Origin of the sequence: Lysinibacillus parviboronicapiens (assembly GCF_003049575.1) — a bacterium.
Lineage (GTDB): Bacteria > Bacillota > Bacilli > Bacillales_A > Planococcaceae > Lysinibacillus > Lysinibacillus parviboronicapiens.
Genome location: NZ_PYWI01000016.1, coordinates 67,274 through 83,796, shown reverse-complemented (window position 1 = coordinate 83,796; position 16,523 = coordinate 67,274). Strand labels below are relative to the sequence as shown.

Here is a 16,523-nt window from a genome sequence, read left to right as displayed (position 1 = left end):
GTTTAATTACTTTTGGAACGGCATACCGAATTGTGTCAATAACTCGCGAGCTTCTTCGTCAGAGTTCGCTGTCGTTACGATCACGATGTCCATACCGCGTACTTTTGAAACTTTATCGTAATCGATTTCTGGGAAAATTAATTGCTCTTTAACACCTAGAGTGTAGTTACCGCGACCATCGAATGCTTTTTTAGAAACACCACGGAAGTCACGTACACGAGGAAGTGAAATTGAAATTAATTTGTCCAAGAATTCATACATACGCTCACCGCGTAATGTAACTTTAGCACCGATAGGCATACCTTCACGTAAACGGAAACCAGCGATCGATTTTTTCGCTTTAGTTACAACTGGTTTTTGACCAGTGATAATTGTTAATTCTTCTACAGCTGCATCTAATGCTTTAGAGTTTTGAACAGCATCACCAACACCCATGTTGATAACGATTTTGTCAACTTTCGGCAATTGCATAACTGATTTATATCCAAACTTGCTCATAAGAGCAGGTGAAACTTCATTTAAATATTTTTCTTTTAGGCGGCTCATGTGTGTACCTCCCTTCTTTTATTTACTAATTAGTCGATTACTGCACCTGATTTTTTTGCAACACGAACTTTTTTACCGTTTTCGATTTTATAACCTACACGAGTCGGCTCGCCAGATTTAGGATCGATTAGCATTACGTTCGAAACGTGAATTGCAGCCTCTTGGCTTACAATCCCACCTTGTGGATTCAATTGGTTAGGTTTAACGTGTTTTTTCACGATATTAACACCTTCAACAAGAACGCGATCTTGTTTAGGGAAAGAAGCAAGGATTACTCCTTCTTTGCCTTTGTCTTTACCAGTGATAACCTTAACCTTGTCACCTTTTTTTACATGCATGCTGTCGCACCTCCTTGATTGGCACTGTCATGAAATTAAAGAACTTCTGGAGCTAGAGAAACGATTTTCATGAAGTTGCTGTCACGTAATTCACGTGCAACAGGTCCGAAAATACGAGTTCCGCGTGGTGATTTGTCATCACGAATAATTACACAAGCATTTTCATCAAATTTGATGTACGTACCGTCTTTACGACGAACGCCTGATTTAGTACGAACGATAACAGCTTTAACAACGTCACCCTTCTTGACAACGCCACCTGGTGTTGCTTTCTTAACTGTACATACAACGATATCACCGATGTTAGCAGTTTTACGGCCAGAGCCACCAAGCACTTTAATTGTAAGAACTTCACGTGCACCTGAGTTGTCAGCAACTTTCATACGACTTTCTTGTTGGATCACTTAGGTTACCTCCCTTCGGAAATTGGTTGTTCCGAAATAGTTATTAAATAATAACCGCTTTTTCTACAACTTCAACTAGACGGAATCGTTTAGTAGCTGATAGCGGGCGAGTTTCCATGATACGTACGATATCACCGATTTTCGCTTGGTTTTGCTCATCATGAGCCTTAAACTTTTTAGAGTATTTTACACGTTTACCGTAAAGCTTGTGCTTTTTGTGAGTTTCAACTAAAACAGTAATAGTTTTGTCCATTTTATCTGAAACAACGCGGCCCGTGTAAACTTTGCGTTGATTACGCTCAGTCATACTTGAAAACCTCCTTTATCAGTTATTTTCACTGATTTCTCTTTCACGAATAACAGTTTTCATACGCGCGATTGCTTTACGCACTTCGCGAATACGAGCTGTGTTTTCTAATTGACCAGTCGCCAATTGGAAGCGAAGGTTGAAAAGCTCTTCTTTCAGTGATTTCACTTTTAATTCAATTTCAGAAGTGGCAAGGTCACGGATTTCATTAGCTTTCATTAGATTCACCACCAGTTTCTTGACGTTTTACGATCTTACATTTAACAGGAAGCTTATGTGATGCTAAACGAAGTGCTTCGCGTGCTACCTCTTCAGATACACCAGCAATTTCGAACATTACTTTTCCTGGTTTTACTACTGCTACCCAACCTTCAGGAGAACCTTTACCAGAACCCATGCGGACTTCTAGAGGTTTTTTCGTGTAAGGTTTATGTGGGAAGATTTTAATCCAAACTTTACCGCCACGTTTCATGTAACGAGTCATCGCGATACGAGCAGATTCGATTTGACGGTTTGTAATCCAGCTAGCAGTTTGAGCTTGTAAGCCCCACTCGCCGAATGATACTTCTTTACCGCCTTTCGCTTCGCCACGCATGTTTCCGCGGTGTTCACGACGGTATTTTACGCGTTTAGGCAATAACATATTATTTGCCTCCTTCCACAGATTTCTTCGTAGGAAGAACTTCACCACGGTAGATCCATACTTTAACGCCTAATTTACCGTAAGTAGTGTCAGCTTCTGCGTGTGCATAGTCGATGTCAGCACGTAGAGTATGAAGTGGAACAGTTCCTTCACTATAGTGTTCGGCACGCGCGATATCAGCGCCACCTAAACGACCAGATACTTGTGTTTTAATTCCTTTTGCACCAGCACGGATTGTACGTTGGATCGCTTGCTTTTGCGCACGACGGAATGATACACGGTTTTCTAATTGACGAGCGATGTTTTCAGCTACTAGACGAGCGTCAAGATCAGCACGTTTGATTTCGATGATGTTGATGTGTACACGTTTACCAGTTAAATCGCCAAGGTATTTACGAAGGTTTTCAACTTCAGTACCACCTTTACCGATTACCATACCTGGTTTCGCAGTGTGAATTGTAATGTTTACACGGTTTGTAGCACGTTCAATTTCAACTTTAGAAACTGATGCGTCTTTAAGAGCCGTTTCAATATATTTACGCACTTTGATGTCTTCGTGAAGTAGAGTTGCATAGTCTTTTTCAGCGTACCATTTTGACTCCCAGTCACGAATAATACCAACGCGCAGTCCTATTGGATGTACTTTTTGACCCACGGATTAACCCTCCTTCTTCTCAGATACCACTAGAGTAATGTGGCTTGTGCGTTTGTTAATTGCGCTTGCACGTCCTTGTGCACGTGGACGGAAACGTTTTAATGTTGGACCTTCATCAACAAATACTTCAGAAACTACTAAAGAGTTGATGTCAAGATCGTAGTTGTGCTCAGCGTTAGCAACTGCAGATTTTAATACTTTCTCAACGACTGGAGACGCCGCTTTTGGAGTATGACGTAAAATTGCAACTGCTTCACCAACTTGCTTACCTCGGATTAAGTCTACAACTAGACGTACTTTACGAGGGGCAATGCGTACTGTGCGAGCGATAGCTTTAGCTTGTGTCATTAGGATTTACCTCCTCTCAAAATTAGCGTCTTGTTTTCTTGTCGTCTGCACCGTGACCTTTGTAAGTACGTGTCGGCGCGAACTCACCAAGTTTGTGGCCTACCATATCTTCAGTAACGTATACAGGAACATGTTTACGTCCATCATATACAGCAATCGTTAAACCGATGAAAGTCGGGAAAATTGTAGAACGGCGAGACCAAGTTTTAATAACTTGTTTTTTCTCAGAAGCCTCTTGTGCTTCCACTTTTTTCATTAAGTGGTCATCGACAAAAGGTCCTTTTTTCAAGCTGCGACCCATGTAGGAACCTCCCTCTGTGATTCCACCACGGCTCTCACATAGAACCGTAGTTTAACCACTTTATTTTTTACGACTACGGATGATAAATTTATCCGATTTGTTTTTCTTCTTGCGAGTTTTGTAACCAAGAGCTGGTTTACCCCAAGGAGTCATTGGTGATTTACGTCCGATTGGAGAACGTCCTTCACCACCACCGTGTGGGTGATCGTTAGGGTTCATTACAGAACCACGAACTACTGGGCGTTTACCTAACCAACGGCTACGACCAGCTTTACCGATGTTTACAAGTTCGTGTTGTTCGTTACCAACTTGACCGATTGTAGCGCGGCAAGTAGCAAGAACTAAACGTACTTCACCTGATTGAAGACGTACGATAACGTATTTATCTTCACGACCAAGTACTTGAGCTGAAGTACCAGCTGAACGTACTAATTGGCCACCTTTACCAGGTTTTAACTCGATGTTATGGATTGTAGTACCCATTGGAATGTTTGCTAATGGTAATGCATTACCTGCTTTAATATCAGCATCTGGACCAGATACGATTGTTTGACCAACCTCTAGACCTTTTGGTGCTAAGATGTAAGCTTTTGCTCCATCAGCGTAGTTGATTAATGCGATATTCGCAGAACGGTTTGGATCATATTCGATAGTAGCAACTTTTGCCGGAATGCCATCTTTAATTCGTTTGAAATCGATGACACGGTATTGCTTCTTATGACCACCACCATGATGACGAACAGTGATTTTACCTTGGTTGTTACGACCAGCTTTGCGTTTTGTTGGTTCAAGCAATGATTTCTCAGGCTTGTTAGTTGTAATTTCCGCAAAGTCTAATGACGTCATATTACGACGACCATTAGAGGTAGGTTTATACTTTTTAATCGCCATGTGTTTTCCCTCCTTCTTGATTGTTCAAATCATAAATCCCTAAAGGATTACATTTCGAATAATTCGATGTCTTTGCTGTCCGCAGTTAATTTAACAATCGCTTTACGACGTTTGTTAGTGTAACCACCGTAACGGCCAACGCGTTTGAATTTACCTTTGTAGTTAAGAACGTTTACTTTCTCAACTTCTACACCAAAGATTTCTTCTACAGCGTCTTTTACTTGAGTTTTGTTAGCGCGAGTGTCTACTTCGAAAGTATACTTTTTCTCTGCCATAAGTTCTGAAGAACGCTCAGTAATGACCGGACGTTTTAAAATATCACGTGCTTCCATTATCCAAGCACCTCCTCAACTTTTTCTACTGCAGCTTTAGTGAATACAACTTTTTCATGACCTAAAAGATCAAGAACGTTGATTCCGTTTGCAGTTAAAACTGTTACACCAGGGATGTTACGAGCAGATAATGCTACGTTTTCATCTAGGTCAGCAGTAACGAATAAAGATTTTTTCTCTAAAGAAAGATCTTTAAGGATTTTTGTGAATTCTTTTGTTTTTGGTGCTGCTAGAGTAAGAGCATCAAGAACTAAGAAGTTTTGTTCTACTACTTTAGCTGATAAAGCTGATTTAAGAGCTAAACGACGAACTTTTTTAGGTAATTTATAAGAGTAGCTACGTGGAGTTGGACCGAATACGATACCACCACCGCGCCATTGTGGAGAACGGATAGAACCTTGACGAGCACGACCAGTTCCTTTTTGACGCCATGGTTTACGACCACCACCAGCAACTTCAGAACGGTTTTTAACCTTATGATTACCTTGACGTAGAGAAGCGCGTTGTGCAACTACTGCGTCGAATAATACTGCTTCATTTGGCTCGATTCCGAAGATCGCTTCGTTTAACTCGATTTCACCAACTGAAGCACCTGTTTGACTAAGTACAGATACTTTTGTCATTCCTGTTTCCTCCTTTCTCGAAGTGATTAGTTAGCTTTAATTGCAGTTTTAACTGTAACTAGAGCTTTTTTAGAACCAGGAACATTACCTTTAACAAGTAGTAAGTTACGTTCCGCATCAACTTTCACGATTTCTAAGTTTTGGATTGTAACTACAGTGCCACCCATTTGACCAGGTAATTTCTTTTGTTTAAATACGCGGTTCGGAGCAACTGGACCCATTGAACCAGGACGACGGTGGTAACGAGAACCGTGGGCCATAGGACCACGAGATTGTCCGTGGCGTTTGATAACACCTTGGAAACCTTTACCTTTAGTAACACCTGTTACATCAATTACATCGCCTTCTGCGAAAATTTCTACTTTGACTTCTTGACCAACTTCGTATTCTTCAACGTTCACGTTGCGGAATTCACGAATGAAGCGCTTAGGAGCAGTATTCGCTTTTGCTACGTGACCTTGTTCTGGTTTGTTAGAAAGCTTAACACGCTTATCTTCGAAACCAACTTGGATTGCTTCGTAGCCATCTGTATCAACAGTTTTCTTTTGAAGAACTACGTTTGGAGCAGCTTCGATAACTGTTACCGGGATTAAATCGCCGTTTTCAGCGAAAACTTGAGTCATACCAATTTTTCTACCTAAGATTCCTTTAGCCATTCGTCACACCTCCTGTAAGTTTTAAAATGTTATATTGTTTTTACCATTAAAGTTTGATTTCGATATCAACGCCAGATGGTAAATCAAGTTTCATTAACGCATCAACAGTTTGTGGTGTTGGGTTAACGATATCGATCAGACGTTTATGCGTACGCATTTCGAATTGCTCACGAGAATCTTTGTACTTGTGAACAGCACGAAGAATTGTGTACACAGACTTCTCAGTTGGAAGTGGAATCGGACCTGATACACTTGCACCTGAACGTTTTGCAGTTTCCACAATTTTCTCAGCAGACTGATCTAAAATACGGTGATCATACGCTTTTAAACGAATACGAATCTTTTGTTTTGCCATTATTTTCCCTCCTTCTCGCCTATTTTCTAGACATTCTCCACGAAAATTCTCCCACACACCGCCATGGCAAAGCGGCCGGGTGTGTCGGCAACCTCTCGTTTCATCGCAGTCAAAGACCAACATTCAACATTATATACAATAAAAAAAGAATAAGCAAGTCTTTTCGCTAAATTCTTTTAAATGTTGTAGATATTCTTAACTACTAATATTTCTCGCTTATTTAAGCCGTTTACTAGTATATATAATTTCTACGAACATTGCAACACAAAAGGCTATACCACAACGTTTTCGGACATTTCACACAATTAACATAGTCACCGTCAATTCTCAAATACTTAACCGTGCTTTTCTAAAATTCATAAGGACAAGCATAGTCTCTCACCCATTTGATATATAGTTGTCTGGCATATCAATATTCAGTCCAGTTGAGCCAGTGTTTTACCTGGGCAACAATAAAAAACAGTATGGAGCATTCATCTGCTTGCCATACTGTTTTTTGACTTTCTTCATATAATTATTGTTTACAAAGACTCTCGGATAACTTTTTTATAATAGCCGACAGAGAGTACTGCAAAAATAGCGTATAGTGCTATATAGCAAATCATAGCTATCCACAGAGGCGTCGTTAGCTCTGTGCCGAATAAAAACCAACCCGATTTAACTGCAAAGTAACTATGAAGTAATCCAATGAGCAAAGGTACACCAAAGTTAAAGGCTTGCTTCATATAGATTCCTTTCATAATATCTCGCTCTGCAAAACCAATCTTTCTTAAAATTGTATATGAACCTCGTTCCTCTTCAGCTTCGGACATTTGTTTAAAGTACAAAATACTTCCTGTTGTCATTAAAAAGGCTAAGCCTAAGAAAGCCGTCGTGAATATCGTTATTCCCAAGGTTTCGATATTCTCTTTGCGCTTACCCTCAAAAGAGGCTTGCTTGTAGCTTTTTGTTTCGCCTTCACTATCTATAGAAGAGATAACACCTGCACCCGATTGTCTATATAGTTTTTCAGCTAAAGCTAAATCTTCTTTTGATTTTAATGTAATGGAAGTTTGTTTATGCCACTGTGATTCATTTGAATACTTAGCTAGCTTTTCAAACAATTTGTCTGTTACTACAAAGATTGGTCCACCTCCACCAGCAGTCACAATGCCACTGATAATACTTTTATCTTGCACATCTATGACATGAAATGTTTCCTCATGTTCGCCCACAGTTACGACCATATCATGATCCTTTTCCAACGGGAACATTTCAGCCATGTAACCACCATAATTTGTTAAGATGACATCATTTCCTGACATTGAAGCTTCGGGCACACTTTGTCGATAATCAGAAAGTGGAACGGTATAAATAGTACCTTTCATATTATAAAAGGGACTATCTTTTTGATCCTTCGGTAATAATTGCGCTACTGAAGCTGTTACGGCCTGTAATCTGTAATCAACCTTGTTATAGGCAATGTTATTTTGCTTTAGCGTCTGTAAGAATTCCTGCCCGTTATCTTCAAGTAATATATAATCTCCTGGTACTTGGCTGTATGCCGATGCTTCAGAAGAATAATATGCAATATAAGATAATGTTGTAACCCCAAGTGATACACCCGTTAAAACAGTAATAAGCGTCAATGATTTTGCGTTACTTTTCATACGGTGCATAATCGGTGTTAATGCTAATACATCATGCACAGATAAATGCCCATTTTTCTTTAAGCGAACTGAATTCATAATAAACGCAACTGAAAAGCGGAATACAAGGAATGTCCCACCAATTGTTGACGCTAAAATAATTATCATATTGACAAACAGATTGCCAGTGGACTCAATATCGAATAGTTTCGTTGATGCATAGTATCCATATGCAATTAATACAAGCCCTAAGAAGCCAATCATCATTTGTAGTGGACTGAAACGTTTTACACGCTCGTCTGCCTGCTTAGAAGCACTAAATAACGATAGCAAAGATACACGTTGAATCATCCATGCCATCTGCGCTAGCACTATTACCAAGAGAATCGCGAATACTACAATAGACTGCTGTAAAGCCTGTGTACTGAACGTCATTGTCACAAGTGCTTCTTTTTCTAGTACACGAAGTAAAACCATCGCGAAGAAACGTGAGCTAAAAAAGCCTGCTGTCATGCCTAGAATAACAGCTCCAACAAATAATAAAATATTTTCTACCGCCAACAAGCGTACAATAAGACCCTTTGTCATTCCTATTAACTGATACAAACCAACTTCCTTACTGCGACGCTTCATAAATAAATGGTTAGCATACAACACGAAGAACAAAATGATAAAGTACAAGATATATGTCGCAGCTTCAAAACCTGCAGTTGCTGTACCACTCTTCTGTACAGTAGCTAGCACTTCAGCATTATTCTGCAATGTCACAAAAGAAAAATAGAGTGTGACACTAAAAATAAGTGCGAAGAAATATAAGTAATAATGCTTCATATTTTTCTTCATACTGCGGAACACGAGTTTACTAAGACTCATAACCGTCACCACCTAGCACACTTTGCGTATGCATAATTTCCTGGAAAAATGCCTGTCTTGTCTTATCACCTTTATATAGCTCACTATAAATGAGTCCATCCTTTAAAAACAAAACACGTGTACAGAAGCTTGCTGCCACTGCATCGTGCGTAACCATCATAATCGTCGCCTCTTTTGCTTCATTGATACTTTGTAGGTTTTTTAGAAGCGCAGTAGCCGATTTGGAATCGAGCGCACCTGTAGGTTCATCCGCAAACACAAGTGATGGATTTGTAATAAGGGCACGCGCAGCAGATGTGCGTTGCTTTTGGCCTCCTGATATTTCATTCGGATATTTATGTAAAATATCTGTAATCCCTAATAAATGCGTCAGCTCCTTAACACGGCTTTCCGCAACAGCTTTTGGTAATTTACCAATCGCTAAAGGCAATAAAATATTTTCTTTCACTGTTAAAGTATCAAGTAAATTATAATCTTGGAAAATGAAACCTAACTGTTCACGGCGAAAATTAGCCAGTGCCTTTTCCTTCATACCACGTAAACTTTGACCATTTATTTCGATAACGCCCTCAGTCGCAAAGTCAATCGAACACAAAACATTTAATAATGTGGTCTTGCCTGAACCAGAGGGACCCATAATGCCTACAAATTCACCTTTATTAACTTCTACATCAATGCCCTTTAATACTTCCTGAGCCGTTGATTTTTTACCATAAACTTTTTTAACTTTACGTCCAATTAAAACTGCCACTTAGTCGCGCCCCTTTCTATAGTCCAAGTGTACCCTGTCTGTGAAATCATTTCGTGTGTTTTACATGACAATATAAAAAGGTAGGTGACATTTTCGTCATCTACCTGTTAGTTTGACATATTCATTTTGCAAGGGGAAACGTAATGTGAAAATGGAACCTTCACCAGCCTCCGATTGCACGCTAATACGAATGCCGATTTTCAGTGCAACATTATGTGCTAGGTATAAACCCATACCTGTTGATTGTGCCGACTCCCTACCAGCAGTCCCCGTATACGACTTTTGAAAGATACGTGGCAAATCCTCTTTTCGAATACCAATACCTTCATCTTGTATATGTAGCAATATTGCGCCAGTGACATCTACTTCCGTAAAGATTACAATGTCAGTATTGGTAGGACTGTATTTTATAGCATTTGATAGAATTTGCCGTACGATAAAAGCTAACCATTTACCATCCGTCATTACCATCTCCGATAGTTCTGCTACATCAAAACCTATACCCTTTTCCAAACACCACGGCTGCATTGCACGGATTTCCTTGTAAACAACAGTACGCAGCTCCATTTCGGTCATATAGTTATCTTTTTCAATTGAAGCAAGACGAGTTTGATGCAGCTGCTGATCGACTAATAAATGCAATCTGAGCCACTCATGCTCTAGTTTGCGACGTAATGCTAAATCCTCTATTTGGGATAACATTAAGTTAATAGATGTTAAAGGTGCCTTCACTTCATGTACCCATGCCAAAAGCTCGTCTGTATACTCTTGTAACTGAACTTTCGCCTTGTTCAATTCCATATCCTTTACATAAAATACATCTTCAATCTTCGCAAAATAAGCATCTTGAAAAGGTGATAGGTCTAAGTTTTTACTATGAACGTCATCTAACTGCCCATCCACATTTCCCAGGAAATCTTTCAATTGACCTACTTCAACAATATAACGCCACAGCAAAAAGACTGTAAAGCTAACTACCATGCAAATATTAACATACGTAATGGAAATGCTCATTAAACCCACATCTAAAGAAAATAGTACATTCAGAACAACTATTATAAATAAATGAAATCCTATCCATGTTAGTCGCTCTTTTAAGAATAATAGAAGCACCCACAATCACATCCCTTGCGATAACGCCATATAGCCTAGCCCTTTTTTTGTTAAAATGACTTCCTGTAATCCTATATCTTCAAGCTTTGTGCGTAAACGATTTACATTTACAGACAATGTATTATCATTAACAAAGCGCTCATCGTCCCATAATTTTCTCATTAGATCATCTCTTGAGACAATTTGATTAGCCTTTTCCACTAAAACCCTTAAGATAAAAAGTTCATTTTTTGTCAAAGAAACCAATTGTCCTTCAAACATTATCTCGCTTCTTGCATAATCAATAACAGCACCATTAAAACGTGTGACTTCCATCTTTTCTTCTACATAGTCATACGTACGCCGCAAAATGGCCTGTACCTTTGCAACTAATACTTCCATATGAAAAGGTTTTTGTATAAAATCATCAGCACCCATTTGCATGGCCATCACCATATCCATAGGGTGATCTCGTGATGATAGAAAGAGAATTGGTACCTTCGAGATATGTCTAATTTCTCGACACCAATGAAAACCATCATAAGCAGGTAGTTGAATATCAATTAATACTAGTTGCGGTTTCTCTTCTATAAAATCATCCATCACTTTTAGAAAATTTCTTGGACCTACAACTTGCAGTGACCATTGCGCAAAACGCTGTTTAATCATTCCAAAAATTGATGGATCATCTTCTATCAATAAAACTTTCATTTCCATGCACAAGCACCCCTTTCTCATCTAATTTTAACATAAAAAACCAATCTGTAAGCGTCCCTACAGATTGGTTTAGAAAAATTAGCTTGCGCTAAAATTATTTTTGGATAGAAGCAACTACGCCAGCGCCTACAGTACGGCCACCCTCACGGATAGAGAATTTAGTACCTTCTTCAAGAGCGATTGGAGCGATAAGTTCTACTGTCATTTCGATGTTATCACCAGGCATTACCATTTCAACGCCTTCTGGTAAGTTACAGATACCTGTTACGTCAGTTGTACGGAAGTAGAACTGAGGACGGTAGTTAGAGAAGAATGGAGTATGACGGCCACCCTCTTCTTTAGATAAAACATAAACTTCAGCTTTGAAGTTTGTGTGTGGAGTGATTGAGCCTGGTTTAGCTAATACTTGACCACGTTGGATTTCTTCACGAGCTACACCACGAAGTAAAGCACCGATGTTGTCACCAGCTTCAGCGTAGTCTAATAATTTACGGAACATTTCAACGCCAGTTACAGTTGTAGATTTAGCTTCTTCAGTAATACCTACGATTTCAACTACGTCACCAACTTTAACTTGACCACGTTCAACACGGCCAGTTGCAACTGTACCACGACCAGTGATTGAGAATACGTCCTCAACAGGCATCATGAATGGTTTGTCAGTTTGACGTTCTGGAGTTGGGATGTAAGAGTCTACAGCGTCCATTAATTCAACGATTTTTTCTTCCCATTCTGCTTCGCCTTCAAGAGCTTTAAGAGCAGAACCTTTAATTACAGGGATATCGTCGCCTGGGAATTCATATTCAGATAGTAGGTCACGGATTTCCATTTCTACTAATTCTAATAATTCTTCGTCGTCAACCATATCACATTTGTTCATGAATACTACTAAGTATGGAACACCTACTTGACGAGATAAAAGGATGTGTTCACGAGTTTGTGGCATTGGGCCATCAGCAGCAGATACTACTAAGATACCGCCGTCCATTTGTGCAGCACCAGTGATCATGTTTTTAACATAGTCAGCGTGTCCTGGGCAGTCAACGTGTGCATAGTGACGAGATTCTGTTTCGTATTCTACGTGAGAAGTATTGATTGTGATACCACGTTCTTTTTCTTCAGGTGCGTTATCGATGTCAGCGTAAGATTTAGCTGTACCACCCATTTTTTTAGAAAGTACTGTAGCGATTGCAGCAGTTAAAGTAGTTTTACCATGGTCAACGTGTCCGATTGTACCAATGTTAGCATGCGTTTTTGAACGGTCAAATTTTTCTTTAGCCATTAGAGATTGCCTCCTCAAAATTATATGTTTTTTTTGAAATTTATAGAATGAATGCTGATAGAGAACGGGCCCATCCCCTATCCTGCAATCATAGCTTACAAATTAGTTATACTTTATGCAAGATGAAAATTCAATTATTCACCTTTATTTTTTTTGATGATTTCAGCAGCGATTGATTTTGGTACTTCTTCATAATGATCAAATGTCATTGAGAATACACCGCGACCTTGCGTTGCAGAACGAAGAGTTGTTGCGTAACCAAACATTTCCGCTAACGGAACCATTGCACGAACAACTTGAGAGTTACCGCGAGCATCCATACCCTCAACGCGTCCGCGACGAGAAGTAATGTTACCCATGATATCACCAAGGTACTCTTCTGGAATTACAACTTCAACTTTCATCATTGGTTCTAAAATAACAGCGTCACATTGTTTCGATGCTTCTTTAAGAGCCATAGATGCAGCAATTTTGAACGCCATCTCATTCGAGTCAACGTCATGGTAAGAACCGAATACTAATTTCGCTTTAATGTCGATTAGAGGGTAACCAGCTACTACACCGCGGTCAAGAGAGTCACGAAGACCTGCTTCAACTGCAGGGATGTATTCACGAGGTATTACACCACCAACGATAGCGTTTTCGAATTCAAAGCCTTTACCTTCTTCATTTGGAGAGAACTCAATCGTTACGTCTCCGTATTGTCCACGACCACCAGATTGGCGAGTGAATTTACCTTGAACTTTTGCAGAGCCACGGAATGTCTCACGGTAAGATACCATTGGAGCACCTACGTTAGCTTCTACTTTAAATTCACGGCGCATACGGTCAACTAAGATATCAAGGTGAAGCTCACCCATACCTGAGATGATTGTTTGTCCAGTTTCTGTGTCAGTGTGTGCACGGAAAGTTGGATCCTCTTCTTGAAGTTTTTGTAAAGCTTGACCCATTTTATCTTGGTCAGCTTTTGATTTTGGTTCTACAGAAAGAGAAATTACTGGCTCAGGGAATTCCATTGATTCAAGAATAACTAGGTTTTTCTCGTCACATAGAGTATCACCAGTAGTAGTATCTTTAAGACCTACTGCTGCTGCGATGTCCCCAGCGAATACTTTAGAAATCTCTTCACGAGAGTTAGCGTGCATTTGTAGGATACGACCTACACGTTCACGTTTACCTTTAGAAGAGTTTTGTACGTATGAACCTGAATCTAATGTTCCAGAGTACACACGGAAGAAAGTTAATTTACCTACGAATGGGTCAGTCATAACTTTGAATGCAAGAGCTGAGAATGGCTCTTCATCAGAAGATTTACGTTCTAACTCTTCGTCACCATCAACTGAAGTACCTTTGATTGCTGGTACATCAACTGGAGATGGTAAATAATCGATAACTGCATTTAACATTGGGCGTACGCCTTTGTGTTTGAATGCTGTACCACAGATTACTGGGTAGAATTCTACTGCGATCGTAGCACGACGGATAGCCGCTTTAAGTTCAGCAACAGTAATTTCTTCGCCTTCTAAATATTTCTCCATGATTTCTTCATCAACACTTGCAACAGCGTCGATTAGTTTTTCACGGTATTCTTCAGCTTGTTCGCGGTATTCTTCAGGGATTTCACCTTCAGTTACTGCAGTACCTTTTTCGTCGCCGTAGAAAGTTGCTTTCATTTCAACTAAGTCAATGATTGCAGAGAACTGATCTTCAGCTCCGATAGGTAATTGGACAGGGTGAGCGTTTGCTTGTAAACGATCATGTAGAGTTCCTACAGAATATAAGAAATCTGCTCCTGTTTTATCCATTTTGTTAATGAATACAATACGTGGAACACCGTATGTTGTAGCTTGACGCCATACAGTTTCAGTTTGAGGCTCAACACCAGATTGAGCATCTAGTACTGTTACAGCACCGTCAAGTACGCGTAATGAACGTTCTACTTCTACAGTGAAGTCTACGTGTCCAGGAGTATCGATGATGTTTACACGGTGGCCTGCCCATTGGGCTGTTGTTGCAGCAGAAGTGATTGTAATACCACGTTCTTGCTCTTGCTCCATCCAGTCCATTTGAGAAGCGCCTTCATGAGTTTCACCGATTTTGTGAATCTTACCAGTGTAATAAAGGATACGCTCAGTTGTTGTTGTTTTACCAGCATCAATGTGAGCCATGATCCCAATATTACGAGTATTCTCAAGTGAGAATTCGCGTTTCATAGGAAATTTCTCCTTCCATATTGGGGTAAAGACTGTATAAAAGACCTTGTGTTAGCCAATTAGCTAACACATAGGTTAAATTACCAACGGTAGTGAGCGAATGCTTTGTTCGCTTCTGCCATTTTGTGCATATCTTCACGTTTCTTAACTGATGCACCAGTGTTGTTTGAAGCATCTAGGATTTCGTTAGCTAAACGCTCTTCCATAGTTTTTTCACCACGAAGGCGAGAATAGTTAACTAGGTAACGAAGACCTAAAGTTGTACGACGTTCTGGACGTACTTCAACCGGTACTTGGTAGTTAGAACCACCAACACGGCGAGCGCGTACTTCAAGAACTGGCATTACGTTGTTTAGAGCAGCTTCGAATACTTCAATTGGATTTTCACCAGAACGTTCTTTAACAATTTCGAACGCACCGTATAAAATCTTTTGAGAAGTACCTCTTTTACCATCAACCATCATTTTATTGATTAAACGAGTTACTAGTTTTGAACTATAAATTGGATCTGGTAACACGTCACGTTTGGAAACAGGACCTTTACGAGGCATGTGTTTTCCTCCTTTCGAATAGTTATCGATTTATTTTATAAATTTTGCCTTGTTCGTAGTTGCCACACGAATTTCAACTCTGCTAGCAAGATTTGAAATTGGTGACATCTACATGAGGCTCAATATTTAATAACACTTATCGTGTTACATTATTTTTTTTCTTTAGGGCGTTTTGTTCCGTATTTAGAACGTGATTGTAAACGACCGTTTACACCAGCTGTATCAAGAGCTCCACGTACGATATGGTAACGAACACCCGCTAAGTCTTTTACGCGTCCGCCACGGATAAGAACAACACTGTGCTCTTGTAAGTTGTGGCCTTCACCTGGGATATAAGCTGTAACCTCAATTTGGTTAGTTAAACGCACACGAGCGTATTTACGTAACGCTGAGTTTGGTTTACGAGGTGTCATTGTACCTACACGAGTACAAACACCGCGTTTTTGTGGAGATTTAACATCAGTTAAAGATTTTTTAAATGAGTTATATCCTTTGTTTAACGCTGGTGATTTTGATTTCGTGATTTTAGATTGACGAGGCTTACGTACTAATTGGTTAATTGTAGGCATCGGTATTTCCTCCCTTCATTTATTCCTTGTTAATACCACACATCCAGGTGGTTCATTTTTTGGGTAAAAACAAAGTCTTTGTGTTTTATACACAAAAACTACTCTACAGCAATAGCAACAACCGCTGCTCCAACGTGGATTCCACAGGCCTTGCCCAGTTCCTTTTTGGACTCAACAAGAATAATTGGCACACCGATTTCTCTCGCGAAAGTAATGGCCAAATCGGTTACCCAATTGTCTGCATCAAGTGCCACAAAAAGTTCTTTTACTGAACCATCGCGCATTGCTTTTACTGCTTGCTTTGTACCTATGATTGTTTTACTAGCCCTTACTTTATCATAAGACATTTTCATATCCTCCGAAGTATAGACAGTTAACTATCAACCTTCAATATATTAACATTACCTATTCCCACTGTCAACTAATATCTTTAAAAAGTCCGAAGAGA

At 39.7% G+C, this 16,523-nt stretch carries 23 protein-coding genes; all 23 read right to left on the bottom strand.

Going from position 1 to position 16,523, the window contains the following annotated elements; genetic code table 11:
• Positions 1 to 6: 6 nt before the first annotated feature.
• Positions 7 to 546 (bottom strand): 50S ribosomal protein L5, encoded by a 540-nt coding sequence (gene rplE, locus C9J35_RS14490; RefSeq protein ID WP_008181719.1) that lies wholly within the window; start codon positions 544 to 546, stop codon positions 7 to 9.
• Between the two features lie 29 nt (positions 547 to 575).
• The gene (rplX, locus tag C9J35_RS14485; protein ID WP_107925086.1) at positions 576 to 884 is read right to left on the bottom strand and encodes a 50S ribosomal protein L24; all 309 of its coding nucleotides are present in this window, start codon (positions 882 to 884) and stop codon (positions 576 to 578) included.
• Positions 885 to 919: 35 nt separating this feature from the next.
• A complete protein-coding gene (rplN, locus tag C9J35_RS14480; RefSeq protein ID WP_004233650.1) occupies positions 920 to 1,288 on the bottom strand; it encodes a 50S ribosomal protein L14 in 369 nt (122 codons plus the stop codon).
• A 43-nt stretch (positions 1,289 to 1,331) separates the two neighbouring features.
• Positions 1,332 to 1,595: a 30S ribosomal protein S17 gene (gene rpsQ, locus C9J35_RS14475; protein WP_054767907.1), complete on the bottom strand. Its 264-nt coding sequence runs from the start codon at positions 1,593 to 1,595 to the stop codon at positions 1,332 to 1,334.
• Positions 1,596 to 1,613: 18 nt separating this feature from the next.
• Positions 1,614 to 1,814, bottom strand: a complete 201-nt coding sequence (gene rpmC, locus C9J35_RS14470) for a 50S ribosomal protein L29 (RefSeq protein ID WP_010860598.1) — start codon at positions 1,812 to 1,814, stop codon at positions 1,614 to 1,616.
• Positions 1,804 to 2,238, bottom strand: a complete 435-nt coding sequence (gene rplP / locus C9J35_RS14465; protein ID WP_054767906.1) for a 50S ribosomal protein L16 — start codon at positions 2,236 to 2,238, stop codon at positions 1,804 to 1,806. The genes rpmC and rplP overlap by 11 nt, the downstream gene beginning before the upstream one ends.
• Before the next feature lies 1 nt (position 2,239).
• Positions 2,240 to 2,893, bottom strand: coding sequence for a 30S ribosomal protein S3 (gene rpsC, locus C9J35_RS14460; RefSeq protein ID WP_054767905.1), 654 nt, complete (start codon positions 2,891 to 2,893; stop codon positions 2,240 to 2,242).
• 3 nt (positions 2,894 to 2,896) lie between these two features.
• Entirely contained in the window at positions 2,897 to 3,241 is a 345-nt protein-coding gene (gene rplV / locus C9J35_RS14455; RefSeq protein WP_004233639.1) for a 50S ribosomal protein L22, read from the bottom strand.
• A 22-nt stretch (positions 3,242 to 3,263) separates the two neighbouring features.
• Positions 3,264 to 3,542, bottom strand: a complete 279-nt coding sequence (gene rpsS / locus C9J35_RS14450; RefSeq protein WP_010860601.1) for a 30S ribosomal protein S19 — start codon at positions 3,540 to 3,542, stop codon at positions 3,264 to 3,266.
• Positions 3,543 to 3,602: 60 nt separating this feature from the next.
• A complete protein-coding gene (gene rplB / locus C9J35_RS14445) occupies positions 3,603 to 4,433 on the bottom strand; it encodes a 50S ribosomal protein L2 (RefSeq protein WP_054767904.1) in 831 nt (276 codons plus the stop codon).
• Between the two features lie 47 nt (positions 4,434 to 4,480).
• Entirely contained in the window at positions 4,481 to 4,765 is a 285-nt protein-coding gene (rplW, locus tag C9J35_RS14440; RefSeq protein ID WP_054767903.1) for a 50S ribosomal protein L23, read from the bottom strand.
• Positions 4,765 to 5,388: a 50S ribosomal protein L4 gene (gene rplD, locus C9J35_RS14435; protein WP_010860604.1), complete on the bottom strand. Its 624-nt coding sequence runs from the start codon at positions 5,386 to 5,388 to the stop codon at positions 4,765 to 4,767. Before rplD ends, rplW begins: the two co-directional genes overlap by 1 nt.
• A gap of 26 nt (positions 5,389 to 5,414) precedes the next feature.
• The gene (gene rplC / locus C9J35_RS14430) at positions 5,415 to 6,044 is read right to left on the bottom strand and encodes a 50S ribosomal protein L3 (protein ID WP_010860605.1); all 630 of its coding nucleotides are present in this window, start codon (positions 6,042 to 6,044) and stop codon (positions 5,415 to 5,417) included.
• A gap of 46 nt (positions 6,045 to 6,090) precedes the next feature.
• Positions 6,091 to 6,399: a 30S ribosomal protein S10 gene (rpsJ, locus tag C9J35_RS14425; protein ID WP_004233624.1), complete on the bottom strand. Its 309-nt coding sequence runs from the start codon at positions 6,397 to 6,399 to the stop codon at positions 6,091 to 6,093.
• A gap of 521 nt (positions 6,400 to 6,920) precedes the next feature.
• Positions 6,921 to 8,900, bottom strand: coding sequence for an FtsX-like permease family protein (locus C9J35_RS14420; protein WP_107925085.1), 1,980 nt, complete (start codon positions 8,898 to 8,900; stop codon positions 6,921 to 6,923).
• Positions 8,890 to 9,651 (bottom strand): ABC transporter ATP-binding protein, encoded by a 762-nt coding sequence (locus C9J35_RS14415; protein ID WP_107925084.1) that lies wholly within the window; start codon positions 9,649 to 9,651, stop codon positions 8,890 to 8,892. Before C9J35_RS14415 ends, C9J35_RS14420 begins: the two co-directional genes overlap by 11 nt.
• 96 nt (positions 9,652 to 9,747) lie before the next feature.
• Positions 9,748 to 10,764, bottom strand: a complete 1,017-nt coding sequence (locus C9J35_RS14410; protein ID WP_107925096.1) for a sensor histidine kinase — start codon at positions 10,762 to 10,764, stop codon at positions 9,748 to 9,750.
• 6 nt (positions 10,765 to 10,770) lie between these two features.
• Positions 10,771 to 11,460, bottom strand: a complete 690-nt coding sequence (locus C9J35_RS14405; RefSeq protein ID WP_107925083.1) for a response regulator — start codon at positions 11,458 to 11,460, stop codon at positions 10,771 to 10,773.
• Between the two features lie 94 nt (positions 11,461 to 11,554).
• Entirely contained in the window at positions 11,555 to 12,742 is a 1,188-nt protein-coding gene (tuf, locus tag C9J35_RS14400; protein WP_107925082.1) for an elongation factor Tu, read from the bottom strand.
• A 134-nt stretch (positions 12,743 to 12,876) separates the two neighbouring features.
• A complete protein-coding gene (gene fusA / locus C9J35_RS14395; protein ID WP_054767901.1) occupies positions 12,877 to 14,955 on the bottom strand; it encodes an elongation factor G in 2,079 nt (692 codons plus the stop codon).
• An 80-nt stretch (positions 14,956 to 15,035) separates the two neighbouring features.
• Positions 15,036 to 15,506 carry a 30S ribosomal protein S7 gene (gene rpsG, locus C9J35_RS14390; protein WP_010860612.1) on the bottom strand — a complete coding sequence of 157 codons (471 nt, stop codon included), beginning with the start codon at positions 15,504 to 15,506 and terminating at the stop codon, positions 15,036 to 15,038.
• Between the two features lie 149 nt (positions 15,507 to 15,655).
• Positions 15,656 to 16,075, bottom strand: coding sequence for a 30S ribosomal protein S12 (gene rpsL / locus C9J35_RS14385; RefSeq protein WP_010860613.1), 420 nt, complete (start codon positions 16,073 to 16,075; stop codon positions 15,656 to 15,658).
• A 98-nt stretch (positions 16,076 to 16,173) separates the two neighbouring features.
• Positions 16,174 to 16,422, bottom strand: a complete 249-nt coding sequence (locus tag C9J35_RS14380) for a ribosomal L7Ae/L30e/S12e/Gadd45 family protein (RefSeq protein WP_054767898.1) — start codon at positions 16,420 to 16,422, stop codon at positions 16,174 to 16,176.
• Between the last annotated feature and the right edge of the window lie 101 nt (positions 16,423 to 16,523).

What these genes read in the sequence shown, in the direction of transcription:
- rpsL (WP_010860613.1), bottom strand. Translation starts at nt 16,075, where the DNA reads ATGCCTACAATTAACCAATTAGTACGTAAGCCTCGTCAATCTAAAATC.
- rplV (WP_004233639.1), bottom strand. Translation starts at nt 3,241, where the DNA reads ATGACACAAGCTAAAGCTATCGCTCGCACAGTACGCATTGCCCCTCGT.
- rplE (WP_008181719.1), bottom strand. Translation starts at nt 546, where the DNA reads ATGAGCCGCCTAAAAGAAAAATATTTAAATGAAGTTTCACCTGCTCTT.
- rplC (WP_010860605.1), bottom strand. Translation starts at nt 6,044, where the DNA reads ATGGCTAAAGGAATCTTAGGTAGAAAAATTGGTATGACTCAAGTTTTC.
- rpsS (WP_010860601.1), bottom strand. Translation starts at nt 3,542, where the DNA reads ATGGGTCGCAGCTTGAAAAAAGGACCTTTTGTCGATGACCACTTAATG.
- C9J35_RS14380 (WP_054767898.1), bottom strand. Translation starts at nt 16,422, where the DNA reads ATGTCTTATGATAAAGTAAGGGCTAGTAAAACAATCATAGGTACAAAG.
- tuf (WP_107925082.1), bottom strand. Translation starts at nt 12,742, where the DNA reads ATGGCTAAAGAAAAATTTGACCGTTCAAAAACGCATGCTAACATTGGT.
- rpmC (WP_010860598.1), bottom strand. Translation starts at nt 1,814, where the DNA reads ATGAAAGCTAATGAAATCCGTGACCTTGCCACTTCTGAAATTGAATTA.
- fusA (WP_054767901.1), bottom strand. Translation starts at nt 14,955, where the DNA reads ATGAAACGCGAATTCTCACTTGAGAATACTCGTAATATTGGGATCATG.
- C9J35_RS14405 (WP_107925083.1), bottom strand. Translation starts at nt 11,460, where the DNA reads ATGGAAATGAAAGTTTTATTGATAGAAGATGATCCATCAATTTTTGGA.
- rpsQ (WP_054767907.1), bottom strand. Translation starts at nt 1,595, where the DNA reads ATGACTGAGCGTAATCAACGCAAAGTTTACACGGGCCGCGTTGTTTCA.
- rpsG (WP_010860612.1), bottom strand. Translation starts at nt 15,506, where the DNA reads ATGCCTCGTAAAGGTCCTGTTTCCAAACGTGACGTGTTACCAGATCCA.
- rplB (WP_054767904.1), bottom strand. Translation starts at nt 4,433, where the DNA reads ATGGCGATTAAAAAGTATAAACCTACCTCTAATGGTCGTCGTAATATG.
- rplP (WP_054767906.1), bottom strand. Translation starts at nt 2,238, where the DNA reads ATGTTATTGCCTAAACGCGTAAAATACCGTCGTGAACACCGCGGAAAC.
- rplD (WP_010860604.1), bottom strand. Translation starts at nt 5,388, where the DNA reads ATGACAAAAGTATCTGTACTTAGTCAAACAGGTGCTTCAGTTGGTGAA.
- rpsJ (WP_004233624.1), bottom strand. Translation starts at nt 6,399, where the DNA reads ATGGCAAAACAAAAGATTCGTATTCGTTTAAAAGCGTATGATCACCGT.
- rplW (WP_054767903.1), bottom strand. Translation starts at nt 4,765, where the DNA reads ATGGAAGCACGTGATATTTTAAAACGTCCGGTCATTACTGAGCGTTCT.
- rplX (WP_107925086.1), bottom strand. Translation starts at nt 884, where the DNA reads ATGCATGTAAAAAAAGGTGACAAGGTTAAGGTTATCACTGGTAAAGAC.
- C9J35_RS14420 (WP_107925085.1), bottom strand. Translation starts at nt 8,900, where the DNA reads ATGAGTCTTAGTAAACTCGTGTTCCGCAGTATGAAGAAAAATATGAAG.